At 70.6% G+C, this 18,085-nt stretch carries 17 protein-coding genes; 13 read left to right on the top strand and 4 right to left on the bottom strand.

The window, feature by feature from the left end; genetic code table 11:
• The first annotated feature begins 112 nt into the window (after window positions 1-112).
• Together DEJ01_RS18120 and DEJ01_RS09150 are read left to right on the top strand one after the other, a co-directional pair.
• Window positions 113-280 carry a hypothetical protein gene (locus tag DEJ01_RS18120; RefSeq protein WP_155896891.1) on the top strand — a complete coding sequence of 56 codons (168 nt, stop codon included), beginning with the start codon at window positions 113-115 and terminating at the stop codon, window positions 278-280.
• A 41-nt stretch (window positions 281-321) separates the two neighbouring features.
• Window positions 322-921, top strand: coding sequence for a copper resistance CopC family protein (locus DEJ01_RS09150; protein ID WP_111092786.1), 600 nt, complete (start codon window positions 322-324; stop codon window positions 919-921).
• A gap of 191 nt (window positions 922-1,112) precedes the next feature.
• On the opposite strand, the gene DEJ01_RS09145 is transcribed toward DEJ01_RS09150, so the two are convergent.
• Together DEJ01_RS09145 and DEJ01_RS09140 are read right to left on the bottom strand one after the other, a co-directional pair.
• A complete protein-coding gene (locus tag DEJ01_RS09145; RefSeq protein ID WP_111092785.1) occupies window positions 1,113-2,537 on the bottom strand; it encodes an MATE family efflux transporter in 1,425 nt (474 codons plus the stop codon).
• 220 nt (window positions 2,538-2,757) lie between these two features.
• Entirely contained in the window at window positions 2,758-3,195 is a 438-nt protein-coding gene (locus DEJ01_RS09140) for a MarR family winged helix-turn-helix transcriptional regulator (RefSeq protein WP_111030686.1), read from the bottom strand.
• 454 nt (window positions 3,196-3,649) lie between these two features.
• Here DEJ01_RS09140 and nadE point away from each other — a divergent pair, with 454 nt between their 5' ends.
• Both nadE and DEJ01_RS09130 read left to right on the top strand, forming a co-directional pair.
• Entirely contained in the window at window positions 3,650-4,477 is an 828-nt protein-coding gene (gene nadE / locus DEJ01_RS09135) for an ammonia-dependent NAD(+) synthetase (protein WP_111092784.1), read from the top strand.
• A gap of 176 nt (window positions 4,478-4,653) precedes the next feature.
• Entirely contained in the window at window positions 4,654-6,111 is a 1,458-nt protein-coding gene (locus DEJ01_RS09130; RefSeq protein WP_111030687.1) for an SPFH domain-containing protein, read from the top strand.
• A gap of 34 nt (window positions 6,112-6,145) precedes the next feature.
• Here DEJ01_RS09130 and DEJ01_RS09125 read toward each other — a convergent pair whose 3' ends face one another.
• The gene (locus DEJ01_RS09125; protein WP_111092783.1) at window positions 6,146-6,535 is read right to left on the bottom strand and encodes a hypothetical protein; all 390 of its coding nucleotides are present in this window, start codon (window positions 6,533-6,535) and stop codon (window positions 6,146-6,148) included.
• Window positions 6,536-6,606: 71 nt separating this feature from the next.
• Entirely contained in the window at window positions 6,607-7,557 is a 951-nt protein-coding gene (locus DEJ01_RS09120) for a phosphotransferase family protein (protein WP_111092782.1), read from the bottom strand.
• 169 nt (window positions 7,558-7,726) lie between these two features.
• Between DEJ01_RS09120 and DEJ01_RS09115 the strand changes: the two genes are divergently transcribed.
• The 9 genes from DEJ01_RS09115 (at window position 7,727) to DEJ01_RS09075 (ending at window position 18,014) form a co-directional block, all read left to right on the top strand.
• Window positions 7,727-9,787: an MDR family MFS transporter gene (locus DEJ01_RS09115; RefSeq protein WP_111092781.1), complete on the top strand. Its 2,061-nt coding sequence runs from the start codon at window positions 7,727-7,729 to the stop codon at window positions 9,785-9,787.
• Between the two features lie 77 nt (window positions 9,788-9,864).
• Window positions 9,865-10,458: a TetR/AcrR family transcriptional regulator gene (locus tag DEJ01_RS09110; protein ID WP_111092780.1), complete on the top strand. Its 594-nt coding sequence runs from the start codon at window positions 9,865-9,867 to the stop codon at window positions 10,456-10,458.
• A gap of 240 nt (window positions 10,459-10,698) precedes the next feature.
• The gene (locus DEJ01_RS09105) at window positions 10,699-12,036 is read left to right on the top strand and encodes an enolase C-terminal domain-like protein (RefSeq protein ID WP_111046988.1); all 1,338 of its coding nucleotides are present in this window, start codon (window positions 10,699-10,701) and stop codon (window positions 12,034-12,036) included.
• 47 nt (window positions 12,037-12,083) lie between these two features.
• Window positions 12,084-13,319 (top strand): sugar ABC transporter substrate-binding protein, encoded by a 1,236-nt coding sequence (locus DEJ01_RS09100; protein ID WP_258373916.1) that lies wholly within the window; start codon window positions 12,084-12,086, stop codon window positions 13,317-13,319.
• A gap of 165 nt (window positions 13,320-13,484) precedes the next feature.
• On the top strand, window positions 13,485-14,459 hold the full coding sequence (locus DEJ01_RS09095) for a carbohydrate ABC transporter permease (RefSeq protein ID WP_111032368.1): 975 nt from the start codon (window positions 13,485-13,487) through the stop codon (window positions 14,457-14,459).
• Window positions 14,452-15,342 (top strand): carbohydrate ABC transporter permease, encoded by an 891-nt coding sequence (locus tag DEJ01_RS09090; RefSeq protein ID WP_111092779.1) that lies wholly within the window; start codon window positions 14,452-14,454, stop codon window positions 15,340-15,342. Before DEJ01_RS09095 ends, DEJ01_RS09090 begins: the two co-directional genes overlap by 8 nt.
• Before the next feature lie 49 nt (window positions 15,343-15,391).
• The gene (locus DEJ01_RS09085; RefSeq protein WP_111030695.1) at window positions 15,392-16,717 is read left to right on the top strand and encodes an alpha-L-fucosidase; all 1,326 of its coding nucleotides are present in this window, start codon (window positions 15,392-15,394) and stop codon (window positions 16,715-16,717) included.
• Window positions 16,717-17,061 carry an L-rhamnose mutarotase gene (locus tag DEJ01_RS09080; protein WP_110865414.1) on the top strand — a complete coding sequence of 115 codons (345 nt, stop codon included), beginning with the start codon at window positions 16,717-16,719 and terminating at the stop codon, window positions 17,059-17,061. Before DEJ01_RS09085 ends, DEJ01_RS09080 begins: the two co-directional genes overlap by 1 nt.
• Entirely contained in the window at window positions 17,058-18,014 is a 957-nt protein-coding gene (locus tag DEJ01_RS09075) for an aldo/keto reductase (protein ID WP_111092778.1), read from the top strand. The genes DEJ01_RS09080 and DEJ01_RS09075 overlap by 4 nt, the downstream gene beginning before the upstream one ends.
• Window positions 18,015-18,085: the final 71 nt, after the last annotated feature.

Raw genomic sequence — 18,085 nt, 5'->3', positions numbered from 1 at the left:
AGTCATCAGGGACTCGTCGTCACGATGCTCCTCACGATCTGTGAGGTCTGGCACAGCGGGTCGACCCGGACGGATCCGAGATGCGCATCATCTCGACGAAGGGCTGGTCGCCATGACCGCCACCATCCAGAACGCCTGGCACCGCCACGGCCTCCGCTCGCCCGAAGACCTCGCCGCCCTCGTCGCCGAACGCCTCGAAGGAACCGGCCACCAGCTCGTCAGCGTCAGCGAAGCGCGCTACGAGCCCACCTACGCGGACTTCCTCGGCGAGCAGCTCTGACCCCCAGCGGGCTGCCGCTCGACCGTCGGTAGAGTCTGCGCATGCGCACAGCTCGAACCACGGCGGCGGCACTGGCGATCGTCGCGGCGGGACTGCTGACGCTCGTCGGTGTCCAGCCCGCGTCGGCCCACTCGGCCCTGACCAGCAGTACCCCGGCGGACGGGGCGGTCGTCACCGAACCGCTCGAGTCCGTCGACCTGACCTTCTCCGAGGCACCGCTCGCCGGCCTCGACGCCGGACTCCGGATCCAGGTGACGGACGCCTCCGGTGCCGACGTCGCCAGGGGTGACGTGACGGTCTCCGGAACGACCATGCGCCGCGCGGTCGACCTCGACCAGGGCCGCTACACGGTGCTCTGGCGGTACGTGTCGCCGGACGGCCACCCGATCGAGGGCACGCTCGCGTTCGAGTACCGGGCCGCAGCGCCCGTGTCGACCCCGAGCACGAGTGCCACCCGGACCCCGACGGCGAGCACCGCTCCGACGTCGAGTGCCACCGCGACGGCCACCGGAGCCTCGGACGGTGCTCCGTCCTCGTCGCCGGGCATCGCGCCGGGCGTGTGGATCGGCCTCGGTGCCGGAGCCGTCCTGGTGGCCGGTGCGGTCGTCGTGCTGTTGCTGCGGCGCGGCCGCAGCGCGTAGCGCGCGCGTCGCCGCGACGCGCGCTTCGTGAGCAGAAGCGGTCGGGTCGCATGCGCGCACCCGACCGTTCCTGCTCACCAAGCGCACGCGGCGCACGGAACGCGACCACGGGACGGACGGGAGGCCCGGTGCCGGACCGGCACCGGGCCTCCCGTCCGCACGTGGTGGCGTGACGCCGGGGGCGACGCGCCTCACGCCACCGGGGCGGCCTCCAGCGCGGCGTCGGCGCGTGCCGCGCTGCCCTCGGCCAGGCCTCGGGCGATGCGGCCCCGCGTCGCCAGCCAGAGGACGACCGCGGCGACGAACACGATGCCCTCGGTGACGGTGAGTGCCCAGATGATCCCGGCGAGCCCGAACCACACGTTGCCGGCGATCACGATCGGGATGAACAGCACGCCCTGCGCCATCGACAGCACCATCGCGGGCATGACCATGCCGGTCGCCTGGAACAGCGAGGTGAGCAGTCCCGTGAACCCGTTGACGACGGCGGCGACGAGCTGTGCCGTCAGGATCGTCATGCCGATCGCGAGCACGGAGTGGTCACCGGAGAAGATCGTGAAGACCTGCTCGCGGAACACGAACACGGTGCCGGAGAAGACGAGCACGATGCCGCCGACGGTCAGGGCCGCGGCGCGCAGGCCGGAACGCAGCCGAGCTGCGTCACCCGCTCCGAACGCGTAGGCGAGCAGCGGCAGCACACCGATGGTCACCCCCATCACCAGGAACTCCGGCACCTGGGCGATGCGGACCGCGACGCCCATCGCTGCCAGCGGGTCGTCACCGTAGGCGGCGGCGAGGTTGTTGAGGACGAGTGTCGTGACGATGAGGAACGCGGACTGCAGCAGTTCGCCGACGCCGATGCCGAACACGGGCTTCAGGATGTCGGTACGCAGGGTGAACCACTTCGGCGCGAAGCTGACGTTCTCGCTGTTCCGCTGCAGCCACGTCACCCAGTAGGCGATCGAGACCACGTTGGCCAGGCCCACCGCGAGTGCGGCGCCGCCGACACCCCAGTGCAGCCCCAGGATGAACAGGACGTCGAACACCAGGTTGCCGACCGTGGACAGGACCAGGCCGATCATCGCCTGCCTCGCGGCGCCCTCCGAGCGGACGATCTGCTCGAGCGCGAAGGACGCGGCGAGGACGGGGACGAACGCGAGCATCACGGCGACGTACTCGCTCGTGGCGGGGACCGCTGCCGCGTCGGCACCGAGGACGGCGACGAGCGGGCGGAGCAGCAGGAGTCCGACGACGCCGAGCACGGCTCCGGTCACGACGGCTCCCCAGAGGGCGAACGAGGCGACGTGCTTGATGTCCCGCGCCTTGTCGGGGTCGTGTTCCGAGGCGCCGAGCAACCGGGACATCAACGCGCTGCCGCCGACGCCGAACACCCCGCCCACGGCCATCACGAGGCCGAGCAGCGGCGTGCCGAAGGTGATCGCGGCGAGCAGGGACGTGTCGTGCTGGGCGCCGATGAAGCCCGCGTTGATGACGTTGTACAGGGCGCTGACGACCATCGCGGCGGCCATCGGCACGCACAGGTGCACCAGGGCTCGGGCGATCGGGGCAGCGGAGAGGTACCAGCGGTTCGTCGCCGCAGCGGTGGTGGAGGACATGACGGTTCCCTTCCGGGCATGACGGTGGGCGCGCCGACGGACGCCGGCACGGCAGGGGGGAGCGCGCGACCGGTGGGGTCGCGGGATCGCAGGGTCGCGGGTCGGGAAGGCGCGGGATCGCGGGGTCGCGAGGGCGCGACGGCGGATCCGGCCGGGAGGCGCGTGGAGCGTGAGCGGGTCGGTGCGGTGGCGCGGGTGGTGCGCTGGTGCGGTGGTTCGGCTAGCGGGTCGGCGGCGCGAGTTCCGCGGTCACCTTCTGCAGCAGTCGCCGCAGGGTTTCGCGTTCGTCCTCGTCGAGGGGTGCGAGCAGGGAGTCGTCGAGGGCGACCATCGCGTCGGTGAACCCGGCGATGAGGTCGATGCCCGCCTGGGTGGCGTGCACCGTCTTCGTCCGCCCGTTCGTGGCGTCCGGTCGTCGTTCGATCAGGCCACGCCGCTCGAGCCCCTGCAGGAGACTCGAGACGCTGGCCGCGCTGGTCCGGGTGGCCTCGGCGACGTCCCGCTGGATGGCGCCGGGGTGTTCCTGCAGGTACCCGAGCACGAAGGACTGCTCGTGGGTGAGGTCGCGTTCACGGACCCACTCCTCGGCGCCCTTGCGCTGTGCCCATCCGATCCACCGCATGAGCTGGAGCGGTGTCGTGAAGTCCGGTGCCTGCATGATCAGGACTCTAACTGTTAGCCATCGAACTGTCAACGAAGGCAGTCCCGGTCATGACCCCACAACGGGGGTGTCGAGCCCTGCCCGGACCCTGATACCTTCCACAGGAAGCGGTCTCACCAGCCGCCCTCGGCCCGTTCGACGGGCCCCACATCCCCCGGCTCACCACCGGGGGAGGATCAGCGGCGGAGACCCCGTCGGGGGAGGAGGCACCGTGCCACACCACGGACCACCCACCGCGATCCCGGCGCGACGAGTTCGTCGCGCCTGACCAGGACGGGCGCCGGCGGGTACCGGCGTCCGCCTCACCGGGTCCGCGACGCGTTCGGGTCGTCGCGGATCCCCGGGGCGGTGGTGATCGGGTCACCGCTGCCCCGGGACCTCCCGGTCGATCCGATCGACGTCTTCGGGAACCCGCCGGTCCACGGAGCCGGATCGGCGTGATACTGGGTTGGTGCGTGAACTCCAAGCCGCCATCGCAGCGGACCTCAACGTCCAGCCGACCATCGACCCGGAGCAGGAGGTCGCCCGTCGTGTCGGGTTCCTGCGCGACTACCTGCTGACGACCGGGGCAAAGGGGTACCTCCTCGCCATCAGCGGCGGGCAGGACTCCACCCTGGCCGGCCGCCTGACCCAGCTCGCGGTCGAGTCGCTCCGCGCCGAGGGGCACCCCGCCGAGTTCAAGACCGTGCGCATGCCCTACCGCGTGCAGGCCGACGAGGACGACGCCCAGCTCGCCCTGCAGTTCATCGCGGCCGACCCGGGCGTCACCGTGAACATCGAGCACGGGGTCGACGGGGTCATGCAGGACACCGCGGCCTCGGGCGTCGAGCTGAGCGACTTCGTCAAGGGCAACGTCAAGGCGCGCATGCGCATGGTCGCCCAGTACGCGATCGCCGGGCAGCGCGGCCTGCTGGTGGTCGGCACGGACCACGCGGCCGAGGCCGTCACGGGCTTCTTCACCAAGTACGGCGACGGCGGCGTCGACCTCACCCCGCTCACCGGGCTGTCGAAGAGCCAGGGGCGGCAGCTGCTCGAGCACCTCGGCGCACCCGCCCGCCTGTACGAGAAGGCGCCCACCGCCGACCTGCTCGACGAGCTGCCCGGGCAGACCGACGAGGCGAACCTCGGACTCACCTACGCCGAGATCGACGCGTACCTGCAGGGCCACGACGTGCCGGTCGAGGTCGCCGAGGCGATCGAGTCGCGCTACCGCGCGACGGAGCACAAGCGCCAGGTGCCGGCGACGCCCTTCGACGACTGGTGGCGTGCGGGCGCGTAGGCGCTGACGCAACCCCGGCCGGGAGGCGCGGTGCAGGTGATCCTGCACCGCGCCTCCCGTCTGTTGTCCCCAACCCTTCCCAGCGCGCCCCGGCTGTCCGCGTGCGCTCCTAGGATGGGAGCCAACGGAACAACAGATGCGGAATCCAGGCTGACGCCTGGTCCGGAGGGGGAGTCATGGAAGTCCTGTTCGCGCTCGGAGCCGTCCCGCTGATCATCGTGGGGATCATCGTCCTCGCCGTGATCGCGCTGATCTACGCCAAGGTCGTGTACCGCAACGCCGGTGCCGACGAAGCGCTCATCATCACGGGCAAGCGCTCCCGCAAGGTCAAGAACGCCGACGGCACCGAGACCGTCGAGTCCGGCATCAAGGTCGTGCTCGGCGCCGGTGTGCTCGTCCGCCCCTTCTTCGAGAAGGTGGCGAAGCTGTCGCTCAGCTCGCGTGCGATCGACATCAACGTCAACGCGCAGGACTCCCGCGGCGTCACCATCGACGTCGAGGCCGTGGCGCTCGTCAAGGTCGGCGAGGCCGACGCGTCCATCCGGGCGGCAGCGCAGCGGTTCCTCGGCCAGGAGAAGAAGATCGACGACTTCGCGCGCGAGGTCCTGTCCGGCTCGCTCCGTGCCTCGATCGGCGCGACCGACGTCTCGACGATCATCCGGAACCGCGACCAGCTCACCGTCGCGGTCCTCACCGTCGCGCAGGACGCCCTGCACAGCCAGGGGCTCGACGTCGACTCGTTCGAGATCAAGGGCATCTCGGACCGCAACGAGTACATCAGCGACCTCGGTCGTGCCGAGCGTGCACGCGTGCGACTCGAGGCCGAGAACGCCGAGGCCCAGGCCGACCGCGAAGCGCGAGAAGCCCGCGCCACCGCCGACCAGGCGATCGCCGAGGCCGAGAACACCCTGGCCATCCGCCGTGCCGCGCTGCAGCTCGATGCCGACCGTGCGTCCGCCGAAGCCGCTGCCGCCGGCCCGCTCGCCCAGGCGCGTGCGTCCCAGGGCGTCGTCGAGCAGGAGCAGATCACCGCGCAGAAGCGTGCCGAGCTGCGCCGTGCCGAGCTCGAGTCCGAGGTCTCCGCCGTCGCCGAGGCCCAGGCGCGCAAGACCCGCGTCGAGGCCGAAGCCGCTGCTGGGGCCCAGGTCGAGACCGCCCGCGCCCAGGCCGAGGCCCGCCGGATCTCCGCCGAGGCCGTCGCGGCCGAGGCGAAGGCCGAGGCGGACGCCCGCAAGCTCGCCGCCGACGCCTCGCGCGCCGAGGGCGAAGCCGCCGCCGACGCGATCCGTGCGAAGGGCCAGGCCGAGGCCGATGCGACCAAGGCGCAGGCCGACGCGCTCGCACAGCACTCCGAGGCCGTCCTGCGGGTCAAGGCCATCGAGACACTGCCGAGCATCGCCCGCGAACTCGCTGCTCCGATGAGCAACATCGACACACTCACCGTGGTGTCCTCCGACGGCGCCGGTGCACTGTCGAAGAGCGTCGTCAGCCAGTTCAGCGAGGTCGATGCGCTGCTCGGTGCCACCGCGGGGTTCACCCTGAGCGACATCGTGAAGAGCACCACGACGGGTCAGGCCGCTGCTCGTGCCGTCGTGCGCGAGCAGTCGGTGCCGCAGGTCGAACCGGCCGAGTAACCGAGCGGGTGCCTGCAGCGGGCGCGACGGGGGATCAGCTCTCGTCGTGCCCGTTCTCGTTCTGCGGGTCGCGCTGCTGTGCGCCGGCGTCCTCACGTTCGTCGGCGAGCCGCTGCTGCCAGACGACACTGCGGGCCGCGCCCGAGAGCACGTCGTCGACGCTGCGACCGCTCTGGGCGGCGAGGGCGCCGCTGAGCCCGGCGGTCAGGGTGCCGCCGGCCGCGGCGAGTCGCTCGACGACCTCCTCCTGCCGCGGGGTCAGGGGCTCGTCGACCAGTTCGTCGATCGTGTCGCGGATGTTCTGCTCGCTCGCGTCCAGTGCCGCCTCGTCGCCGGACTGCAGGGCTGCTGCTTCTCCGACGACGACGAGACCGAGGCGCGCGGCGTCGTCTTCGGGACGCGGGGTGCGGTGCTCATCAGTCATGCGGTGGACCGTACGCTCCGGTGCGCTGCGCTCCCTGGACAGACGCGTCCCCCGCTCGGGCGGGCGCGCTGTCAGGTGGCCCAGCGGCGGAGCAGCCACTCGGCGGCGGCCACGCCCTCGCGCCGCTGGAAGTCGCGGATCGTGGGCATGTTCGGCGGCGCCGGAGGCAGGGCGTGCTCGAAGAACAGCCCGGCGAGCCCGGCCAGCACGGCGTCGATCGTGGTGGCGGACACCCCGGCGAAGACCGGGTGCGTGGCGAGGTGGTGTTCGACGTCGGCGTCCTCGCCGCGGACGAGCGTGTCGAGCAGGTAGGTCAGCGGGTCGAGCCAGTGCGCGCCCACGCTCGCCCAGGGCCAGTCGACCACCCAGACGAGCCCGGCGTCGTCGACGAGCAGGTTGTCCGCGCGGCAGTCGGCGTGCACGAGGTGTTCGCCGTCGACGAGTGCCGCTGCCCCGGATGCCGCGCGGGCGATCGCGGGGCCGGCGTCGAGGACGTGCGAGGGGACGACCTCGGCGACGCGGGCGGCGACCGCGTCGTCGGCCAGCATCCGGTCCCAGGCGCCGAACTCACCGCGCAGGTCCTCGGCGATGCGGGGGAGCGTCGCCAGTCCACCGGTCGCGGGCGGCAGCGTGTGGAGTGCGTCGAGCACGGCCGGCGTGTCCGAGCCGTCGAGGTGCCGGCCCGGGTGCTGGCCCGCGACGTCGTCGAGCACGAGCGCGACCCAGTCGTCGCCGTCGACCGTGGCGTGCAGCGCGTCGAGCAGCCGTGGCGCCTGCACGGTGGTCGGCAGCTGGGCCATGACCGCGGCCTCGCGGCGGTGCAGCTCGAGGGCTGCCTCGTTGCGCGAGCGTGACACGGTCTTCACGAACGCCCGTCGTCCCGCCGCGGTCGTCACCCGGTCGGCGCTGCCGGGAGACCACCCGCTCGCCTGGGACTCGGCGGTCACGACCGGGCCGCCCAGCACCCCCTCCACCTGCTGCCGCAGCGTCGTCGGTACATCGGTCCAGGTGGTTCGCCCCATGCGCCGACGTTACCTGAGAACCCGTACACGAACGTGCACGCTCGGCAACTTTGCGTTGGCAGCAAAGGTGCTGGCGGTGTAAAGTTGCAGAGCCTGCAAGGTTGACACCCGTTCGGGGTCCCGACCAGGCCGACGACCACCACGCCACATCCCCTGTGAGGAACTCCGCATGTCCACTGCCACCGCACCCGTCGAGGTGTCGCGCGGACGACAGGACTCCCCGGCGAGCACGCCGGGCAAGCCGATCATGTCGCACCGCCAGATCCTGCTCGTCATCTACGGCCTGATGGCGGGCATGTTCCTGTCGTCCCTCGACCAGACCATCGTCGGCACCGCGATCCGCACGATCGGTGATGACCTGCACGGCCTCGACCAGCAGGCGTGGGTCACGACGGCCTACCTGATCGCGTCGACCATCACGACGCCGATCTACGGCAAGCTCTCCGACGTCTTCGGCCGTCGCCCGCTCTACATCTTCGGCATCGCCGTCTTCATCCTCGGATCGCTGCTCTCGACCCTGTCGACGTCGATGACCATGCTCGCCGCCTTCCGCGCGTTCCAGGGCATCGGTGCCGGTGCGCTGATGTCGCTGCCGCTGGCGATCATGGGCGACATCCTCGCGCCCCGTGAGCGTGCGAAGTACCAGGGGTACTTCCTGGCGGTCTTCGGCATCTCGTCCGTGATCGGCCCGCTGATCGGCGGCCTGTTCGCCGGTGCGAGCTCGATCGTCGGCATCACCGGGTGGCGCTGGGTCTTCCTGATCAACGTGCCGATCGGCGTCGCCGCGCTCCTCATGGTGATCGCGTTCCTGCACCTGCCGAAGTTCGGCGAGGCCAAGGCCAAGCCGCGCATCGACTGGTGGGGCGCGACCTCGGTCATCGTCACGCTCGCGCCGCTGCTCCTCGTCGCGGAGCAGGGCCGCACGTGGGGCTGGGGTTCGGCCAGCGCGATCGCCTGCTACGTCATCGGTGCGCTCGGCCTCGTCGCCTTCCTGGTGATCGAGACCCGCATGCAGGACGACGCGATCATCCCGCTCAAGCTCTTCCGCTCGAGCACGTTCTCGATGGCGACCATCCTGGGCTTCCTGGTCGGCTTCGCGATGTTCGGCGCGATGCTCACCATCCCGCTGTACCTGCAGATCGTCACCGGCCTGACGCCGACCGAGTCCGGCTTCGCGACGCTGCCGATGATCGGTGGCCTGATGATCGCCTCGATCGCCTCGGGGCAGATCGTGGCGCGCACCGGCCGCTACCGGATCTTCCCGGTCATCGGCACGGCCCTGGTGTCGCTCGGCTACGTCGTCCTGACGTTCATGACGATCGACAAGCCGCTGTGGTTCCTGATGATCGGCATGTTCCTGATCGGCCTCGGGCTCGGCCAGCTCATGCAGAGCATCACCCTGGCCTCCCAGAACTCGGTGGAGCCGCGTGACATGGGTGTGGCGACGTCGTCCGCCACGTTCTTCCGCCAGATCGGTGGCACGCTCGGCACCGCCGTCCTGCTGTCCGTCCTGTTCTCGCTCATGCCGACGAACATCCTGCACGCCACAGCGGACGAGTCGAACCTGAAGCCCGCCCTCAGTGCGGCGCTCGACCCGGAGATCGCCAGCGCGAAGGCGAACCAGGGCGTCATGGACCAGATCTGGAACCCGATCGTCACCCCGCTCCAGCAGCAGGTGCAGTCCGGCCTCGACACCGCCACCGACCAGGTGACCCAGGCCACCGCCGGGGCTCCCGACGCCGTGCAGCAGCAGGCGCTCACCGCCGCCGCCGACAAGGCGCACGCGAGCGTGCAGGACGGCCGGCTCGTCGTCGACTGGTCGGACTCGGGGCAGCGCACCTACTGGGTGGACCAGCTCGCACCGGAGCTGTCGAAGCAGATCGACAAGGGCGCGAACGACTCGAGCGACTCGAACGCCGAGACGAGCGACACGTCGTACCTCAACGGTGCGGACTCGGCCCTGACCCGGCCGTTCATGTCCGGGTTCAACGCCTCGGCCGTGACCGTCTACTGGGTCGGCTTCGCGGTGATCCTGCTCGCGTTCGTCCTGAGCTTCTTCTTCAAGGCGCCGCCGCTCCGCAAGAGCTCGGCCCTGCAGGAGCAGGCGGACGACGCCGGCACCGCCGACGACCTCGAGGCGCAGGCCGTGCGGGCCGCGGACACGATGGGCTCGCCCACCGCCCCGGTCACCGGTTCGATCCCCGTCCAGGGCGGTCGGTCGCAGGTCTGAACCACGCCGGGCCTCCCCGTCACACGACGCGGAGGCCCGGCGTCGCACGGACCCGAGAGCAGGACGGAGCGCAGCACGTGCACCAGCCCACCACCACCGAGGACCTCGTCGCGAGCGACTGCGGCCTGCGGGAACGCAAGAAGCAGCAGACCCGGTCCGCCATCCACCGGTCGGCACTCGCCCTGGTCACCGACCACGGGCTCGCCGGGGTGACCGTCGAGCAGATCTGCGCGGACGCCGGGGTCTCCCCGCGGACGTTCTTCAACTACTTCCCGTCGAAGGCCGAGGCCGCCCTCGGACTGCCGGCGACGACGGTCCCGGACACGGCGCGCGCAGCGTTCCTCGGTTCTACTGGTCCGCTCGTGGCCGACCTCTGCCACCTCGTCGCGCACACGGTCACCCTGCCGCAGGACCGCCGGTGCATGAAGGAGCTCGTCCGAGCGCGCCCCGAGATGGTCCCGGCGATGATGCAGTGGATGGCGCACGCGCGGCAGACCGTGCTGGCGGTCGCCGCCGAGCGCGTCGACGAGGACACCGCGCGGACCGCGACCACCCTCGTGATGGCCGCCGTGATCGAGTCCGCCCACCGATCGGCGGACGGCTCCCGCGACGAGCTCGCTGCGCGGCTGCGCGCGGTCGTCGCCGAGATGGGGCGGCTCGCCACCGCCTGACCGGCGTGACCATCGCGTCGCCCCCGGCGCGGGGCGACCACGGCCTGGAGGCGCGGTGCGGGTCGGACCCGCACCGCGCCTCCAGGCCGTGGTCGCGTCCACGCCGTCGGTCGCGCAGTCATCGGACGGTTGGGCGACCGCTTTCGCCAGAACCGCAAGAACAAGGCTCTTGACGCACGAGACATCGGATGTTTTGATTGCACCGTTCGGTCGACGGAGACCGGACGGCAGGAGACACAGATGAGCCGCATCACCGGTCTGCACGTGCACGACATCCGGTTCCCGACCTCGCGGGAGCACGACGGGTCCGACGCCATGAACCCCGCACCCGACTACTCCGCCGCCTACGTCGAACTCACCACCGACGCGCTCGACGGCCTGGTGGGCACCGGCTTCGTCTTCACCATCGGCCGCGGCAACGAGGTGCAGGAGTCGGCGATCGCAGCCCTCCGTGGGCACGTCGTCGGCGCCGATGCCGAGGCGGTCCTGGCCGACATGGGCGGTACCTGGCGCGCGATGGTGCACGACTCGCAGCTGCGGTGGCTCGGGCCGGAGAAGGGCGTCATGCACATGGCGATCGGCGCCGTCGTCAACGCCCTGTGGGACCTCCGGGCGAAGCGTGCGGGGCAGCCGCTGTGGGCCCTGCTCGCCGACCTGCGCCCCGAGGAGCTCGTCGACCTGGTGGACTTCCGGTACCTGACCGACGCGATCACCCCGGCCGAGGCGCTCGAACTGTTCCGCGCCGCCGAACCGATGCGTGCCGAACGTCGAGCGCGCCTGGAGCGTGAGGGCTACCGTGCCTACACGACGACCCCGGGCTGGCTCGGCTACGACGACGAGAAGCTCGCGCGGCTGTGCCGGGAAGCCGTGGACGACGGGTTCACCCAGATCAAGCTGAAGGTCGGCGGCGACGTCGACGAGGACGTCCGACGGATGGGCATCGCCCGCGCCACCGTCGGCCCGGACGTCCGGATCGCGATCGACGCGAACCAGCGCTGGGACGTCGACGAGGCCGTGGCGTGGATCGACCGGCTCCGCCCCTTCGACGTCGCGTGGGTCGAGGAGCCGACGAGCCCGGACGACATCCTCGCCCACGCCGAGATCGCCCGGCGCATCGCCCCGATCCCGGTCGCGACGGGGGAGCACATGGCGAACCGAGTGATCGCGAAGCAGCTGATCCAGGCCGGGTCGATGTCGGTGCTGCAGATCGACGCCACCCGGGTCGCCGGGGTGAACGAGAACCTGGCGATCCTGCTCCTCGCCGCCAAGCACGGCGTCCGTGTGTGCCCACACGCCGGCGGTGTCGGCCTGTGCGAGGCGGTGCAGCACCTGTCGATGTTCGACGCGGTCGCCCTGACCGGCGACCTCGACACCCGGTGCATCGAGTTCGTCGACCACCTGCACGAGCACTTCGTGACACCGGTCGACGTCCACGACGGCCGCTACTGGCCGCCGACCACGCCCGGCGCCGGCACCGAGATGCTCGCCGACACCCTGACCACCCACGCGTTCCCGGACGGCCCGGTCTGGGCCGAGTCCGACGCAGCGCACGTCCCGGACGCCGTCCGGGTCGCCTGACTCCCCCTCCCCGCACACCCCATCACCACGACGAAGTGGAGACACCGATGCAACGACGACGCACCGCCGGGCTGGCGGCAGCAGCAGCTGCCGTGCTCGTGCTCACCGGCTGTTCCGCTGGCAGCAACGCCAGCGACGGCCAGTCGAAGGACTCCCTCACCTGGGCCATGTGGATCGCCGGGAAGGAGGACAAGGCCGCGTGGCAGAAGGTCGCCGACACGGTCAAGACCGACGACGACGTGGACGTCTCGATCCAGGGCTCACCCTTCAACGACTACTGGACCAAGCTCCGCACCCAGCTGTCCACCGGCACCGCACCCTGCATCGTGAGCATCCAGTCGCTCCGCGCCGCGAACTACACGGACGTGCTCGTGCCGATCGACGACATGGCGAAGCAGGCCGACCTCGACCTGGGTGAGTACGACCAGACCGGGCTCGACGGCATGAAGGTCGACGGCAAGCTCTACGGGCTGCCGTACGACACCGGCCCCATGGTCATGTTCTACAACAAGGACATCTTCGAGAAGGCGGGCGTCGACGAGCCGAAGCCGGGCTGGACGGTCGACGAGTTCGAGGACGCTGCGAAGGAGCTCAAGGCCGCGGGCACGCCGATCTGGGGCACGAGCGTGGAGGACATCCCCCTGGAGTCGATGATCCTCGGCTACAACGGCGGCCGGGTGATCGATGCCGACGGCACGCTCGACGCCTCGAACGCGGAGTTCGCCGAGGGGCTCGACTGGATCGGCGGCCTCGTCAAGGACGGCTACGCCACACAGGCGAGCACCGACGGTTCCACCGACGACAACGCGTTCGTGTCCGGTGACGTCGCGATGTACAGCGACGGCCCCTGGTCGATCATCAGCCAGAAGGCCAAGGTCAAGTTCGACCTCGGCATCACGACGATCCCCTCGGGCACGGACGGCCCCAGCTCGTTCGCCGCCGGGTCGGGCTTCGGCATCTCGAAGCAGTGCAAGTACCCCGAGCAGGCGTTCAAGGCCATCACCACGATGACGAACGAGGCCACGCTCACCTCGCTCGCCGAGCAGGGTCGCGCCTTCCCGGCACGCACCGCGGCGCAGCAGGCCTGGTACGACAACGCCGGCATCGACGGGGTCGAGGACGCCCTGAAGACCGGGCTCGAGAACGCCACCCCGTTGCCCGGCAACAAGCAGAGCGACCAGCTCAACCAGCTCTTCGCGCAGTACGCCCTGCAGGCGGTGAACGGACAGACCTCCGGCAAGGAGACGATGTCGTCCATCGCGAGCCAGCTCGGCTCGCAGTGACGGGCGTCACCCCCTGACGGACGGGCGCGGCCCGCTTCGAGCGACGCGAAGCGTTGCGCGGGCCGCGCCGACGGAGCCTGCGGAGTCGGAGGTCGACCCCGCCACGGGCCTCCCGTCCGATCCCCACCCTGACCAGGACCGCGCGAACGACGAGGAGGTCGTCGCATGACCACCATCCAGGACCCACCCGCCGAGGCGGCGCTGCCCGCCCCCGCGGTCGCGGTCGCGACCGGCGCGGCCCCGCGCCGGAAGGACAGCGGCGCCGACGCCGAGCTCGGCCGCCGCTCCTGGTGGGGCGCCGCCTTCGCCGCTCCGCACTCGATCGGCCTCGTCGTGTTCACGGCGTTCCCGATCCTCGCGTCGCTCGTCGTGAGCTTCATGAACTGGCCGATGCTCGGCGAACGCTCGTGGGCCGGCCTGTCGAACTACGCGCAGCTGTTCTCCGACCCGATCTTCCGCACCGTGACGCTGAACACCGTGCTGTTCGTCGTGCTCTACGTGCCGCTCAACCTGGTCGTGTCCCTCGGGCTCGCGGCCTGGCTCACGCCGAAGATCCGCCACCGGCACGTCTTCCGCGTGTTGTTCTTCATCCCGACCATCACGCCGATCGTCGCGAACGTCGTCGTCTGGCGGATGCTGTACCAGCCGGGCGGTGCCATCGACGCGACGCTGCAGTCGACCGTCGGCGTGAACGCCCCGAACTTCCTGGCCGACGACAACTGGGCCATGCTCGCCGTCGTCGCGATGAGCGTCTGGCAGGGGTTCGGCTACAACATGCTGATCTTCTCGGCGGCGCTCGACTCGGTGCCGGAGAACCAGATCGAGGCTGCGCAGCTCGACGGGGCGAACGCCTGGCAGATGTTCTGGCGGATCAAGTTCCCGCTCATCTCGCCGTCGATCTTCTTCGCGACGATGATGACCCTGATCACCTCGTTCCAGGTGTTCGTGCAGCCGTTCGTGCTGACGAAGGGCGGACCCGGCACCGCCACCGAGACCCTGGTGCAGTACATCTACAACACGGGGTTCCAGACCCAGCAGCTCGGACTCGCATCGGCCGGGGCGTGGGTGCTGTTCGTCATCATCCTCGGCATCACGGCCATCCAGTTCCTCGGACAGAAGCGGTGGGTGCACTATGAGTGAGCTGACCTCGTCCAACCGGACGATCAACCCGCGGGCGCTGCCCCGCACGCACCGGCAAACCGGCCGGGTGCGCCACGCGGTGGGCTACGTGCTGCTCTGCCTGGTGGCCCTGCTGTTCGTCTCGCCGCTCATCTACATGGTGGCGACGAGTCTGAAGCCGTCGGCCGACGTGTTCACGACCCCGCCGACGCTCTGGGGCTCGTCCATCGAGTGGGGCAACTACGCACAGGCGTTCACGTACCTGCCGTTCGCCCGGTTCATCCTGAACGGTGTCTTCGTCGCCGCGGCCGGCACGGCGATCAACGTCGCCGTCGCGGTGCTGTCCGGCTACGCGTTCTCGCGACTGCGGTGGCGCGGCCGGAACACGGTGTTCGTCCTGTTCCTGGCGACGCTGATGATCCCGCAGGACGTCCTCGTCATCCCGATGTACGTGATGATGCAGGGCTTCGGGTGGGTCGACACGTTCCAGGCGCTCATCATCCCGTGGGCGTTCACGGCACTCGGCGCGTTCCTGGTGCGGCAGTTCTTCCTCACCGTGCCACAGGAGCTCGACGACGCCGCCCGGGTGGACGGTGCCGGAGCGATCCGGACGTTCTTCTCGGTGATGCTCCCGCTGGCCCGACCGACGATGGCGGTCCTCGCCGTGTTCTCGTTCATCGCGTACTGGAACTCGTTCCTCTGGCCGCTCGTCATCGTCAACGACGTCGAGGCCCGTGGCACCATCCCGCTCGGCCTGCAGCAGTTCTTCGGGCAGCAGGGCTCCGAGTGGAACCTCGTGATGGCGGCCTCGGTGATCTCGATGCTGCCCACGGTGGTCCTGCTGATCCTGCTCCAGAAGCACCTCGTCAAGGGGATCGTCACCAGCGGTCTCGGCGGCCGGTGACACCGCCGACCGTCCCCCCTCGCCCTCCACTGAAAGGAACACTGGCCTCATGACCATCACCGCACCTGCCGAGCCGCAGACCGCGACCGACTCCGCGGGGTTCCCCGCGTGGTTCTCCCACGACCGGTTCGGCATGTTCATCCACTGGGGGCTGTACGCCCTGCCCGCACGGCACGAGTGGGTGAAGAACCGCGAACGGATCACCGACGAGGACTACCAGAAGTACTTCGACCACTTCGACCCGGACCTGTTCGACGCCGCGGACTGGGCACGACGGGCACGGCAGGCGGGGATGAAGTACGTCGTCCTCACCACGAAGCACCACGAGGGCTTCTGCCTGTGGGACACCGCCCTGACCGACTACAAGTCCACGAACACCCCGTTCGGTCGCGACATCGTGCGCGAGTTCGTCGACGCCGTCCGTGCCGAAGGGCTGCGGGTCGGCTTCTACCACTCGCTCATCGACTGGCACCACCCGGACTTCACCGTCGACGGCGTGCACCCCCGGCGCGACGACTCGCCGGAGGAGATCGAGGCGTTCAACGAGGGCCGCGACATGTCGCGCTACCGCGAGTACCTCCACGGTCAGGTCGAGGAGCTGCTCACCGACTACGGGCAGATCGACTACCTGTTCTACGACTTCTCGTACCGGGACAACGACCACGAGGACATCTGGGGCGGCAAGGGCCGGGACGAGTGGGGGTCCGAGGAGCTCATGGCGCTGACGAAGCGGCTGCAGCCCGGCATCATCGTGAACGACCGGCTCGACATCCCCGGTGACCTGGTCACCCCCGAGCAGTACCAGCCCGACAAGCCGATGGAGGTCGACGGCGTCCCGGTGCCGTGGGAGGCCTGCCAGACGCTGAACGGCTCGTGGGGCTACGACCGCGACAACCTGAACCTGAAGCCGGTCGACCTGCTCGTCCGCATGCTCGTCGACGGCGTCTCGAACAACGGGAACATGCTGCTCAACATCGGCCCGACCGGTCGCGGCGAGTTCGACGGGGTCTCGCGGCAGACACTCGACGGCATCGGGACGTGGATGCACCAGCACGCTCGCTCGGTGTACGGGGCGGGGCCGTCGCGGTTCGTCGCCCCGCGGAACACCGTCTACACGCAGAACGGCAACCGCCTGTACCTGCACCTGTTCGCGTGGCCGTTCGAGCACGTGCACCTGCCCGACCTCGCCGGCCGGGTGGCGTACGCGCAGCTGCTCAACGACGCCTCGGAGATCCACTTCCGCGAGATCCCGCCGGGCACCCGGGCGCAGAACACCGGGCTCGGCGGCCAGCCCGCCGGCACGCTCACCCTGACGCTGCCGATCGTGCGGCCCGACGTCGCCGTGCCCGTCGTCGAGCTGTTCCTGCGCGACTGATGCAGCGGATCCTGACGCGGACACGACTGCGGGCCGGGAACGAGGCGGCGTACGACACCGTGCACGCCTCGGTCCCGCCCGCGCTCGCGGCGCGACTGCGCGAGGCCGGCGTGCACGACTGGACGATCTGGCGGGACGGGCTCGACCTGGTCCACCTGATCGAGGTCGAGGACCACCGGGCGATGCGCCGGGCGCTCGCCGACGACCCGGTCAACGCCGAGTGGCAGGAGACGATCAACCCGCTGCTCGAGGCGGACGACGACTACTCGGGCGACGACGACGGGGTCCCACGGGTCTGGTCGCTGGCGGACCAGGTGCACCACGCGGATCAGGTGGACCCGTGACCGATCTCGACCTGGACCGTGGCCCGTTCTGGTTCGGCGGGGCCGGCATCGGCAACCTGCTCCGTCCGGTGTCCGACGACGACGCCCGCGCCACGGTCGACGCCGCGTGGGACGCCGGGGTGCGCGGGTTCGACACCGCCCCGCACTACGGCCTGGGCCTGTCCGAACGGCGGCTCGGGGCGGCGCTCGCCGGACGGCCCCGGCAGGAGTTCCTCGTGTCGACGAAGGTCGGGCGGGTGCTCGTGCCCGGGCGCGGTGACGGCGACGACCTGGCGTCCGGGGGGTTCGCGGTGCCGGACGACACCGTGCGGCAGTGGGACCCGTCGCCGTCGGGTGTGCGGCGCTCGCTCGACGAGTCGCTCGGCCGCCTCGGGCTCGACCACGTCGACGTCGCCTACCTGCACGACCCGGACGTGTACTCACTCACCGACGGTCTGACCCAGGCGCTGCCGACGCTCGCCGAGCTCCGCGACGAGGGCGTCGTGCGGGCGGTCGGCGTCGGGTCGAACTCCGTCGAGGCGCTGTCGGCGGCCGTCGACACCGGGCTCTGCGACGTCGTCATGCTCGCCGGGCGGTACACCCTGCTCGAGCAACCGGCGGCGGCGCTCGTCGACCGGTGCGCGTCGCTGGGCGTCGCGGTCGTGGCGGTCGGCGTCTACAACTCGGGGCTGCTCGGGCAGGAGCGCCCTTCGGCGGGTGCGACCTACGACTACGCCGAGGCCTCCGAGCAGCTGCTCGCGCGGGCGAATTCCATCGCCGACGTCTGCGAGCGCCACGGGGTCACGCTGCCCGAGGCCGCGCTGGCGTTCCCGCGTCGGGCCCCGGCGGTCGCGGCGATCGCGCTCGGGGTGCAGTCTGCCGACCAGGTGCGCTCGAACGTCGCCCGGGCCGCCGCCGTCGTGCCCGAGGCGCTCTGGGACGACCTGCGTGCAGCGGGCCTGCTCGCGATGTGACGCCACGTACGACGAAAGTCACCCCGAACCACGCAACTGCGTGGTTCGGGGTGACTTCGGTGGTGCGCCGG

The sequence above is a fragment of the Curtobacterium sp. MCLR17_040 genome (assembly GCF_003234735.1).
GTDB lineage: Bacteria > Actinomycetota > Actinomycetes > Actinomycetales > Microbacteriaceae > Curtobacterium > Curtobacterium flaccumfaciens.
The sequence above is the reverse complement of the archived record's forward strand: the minus strand, read 5'-3'. Positions and strand labels throughout refer to the sequence as shown.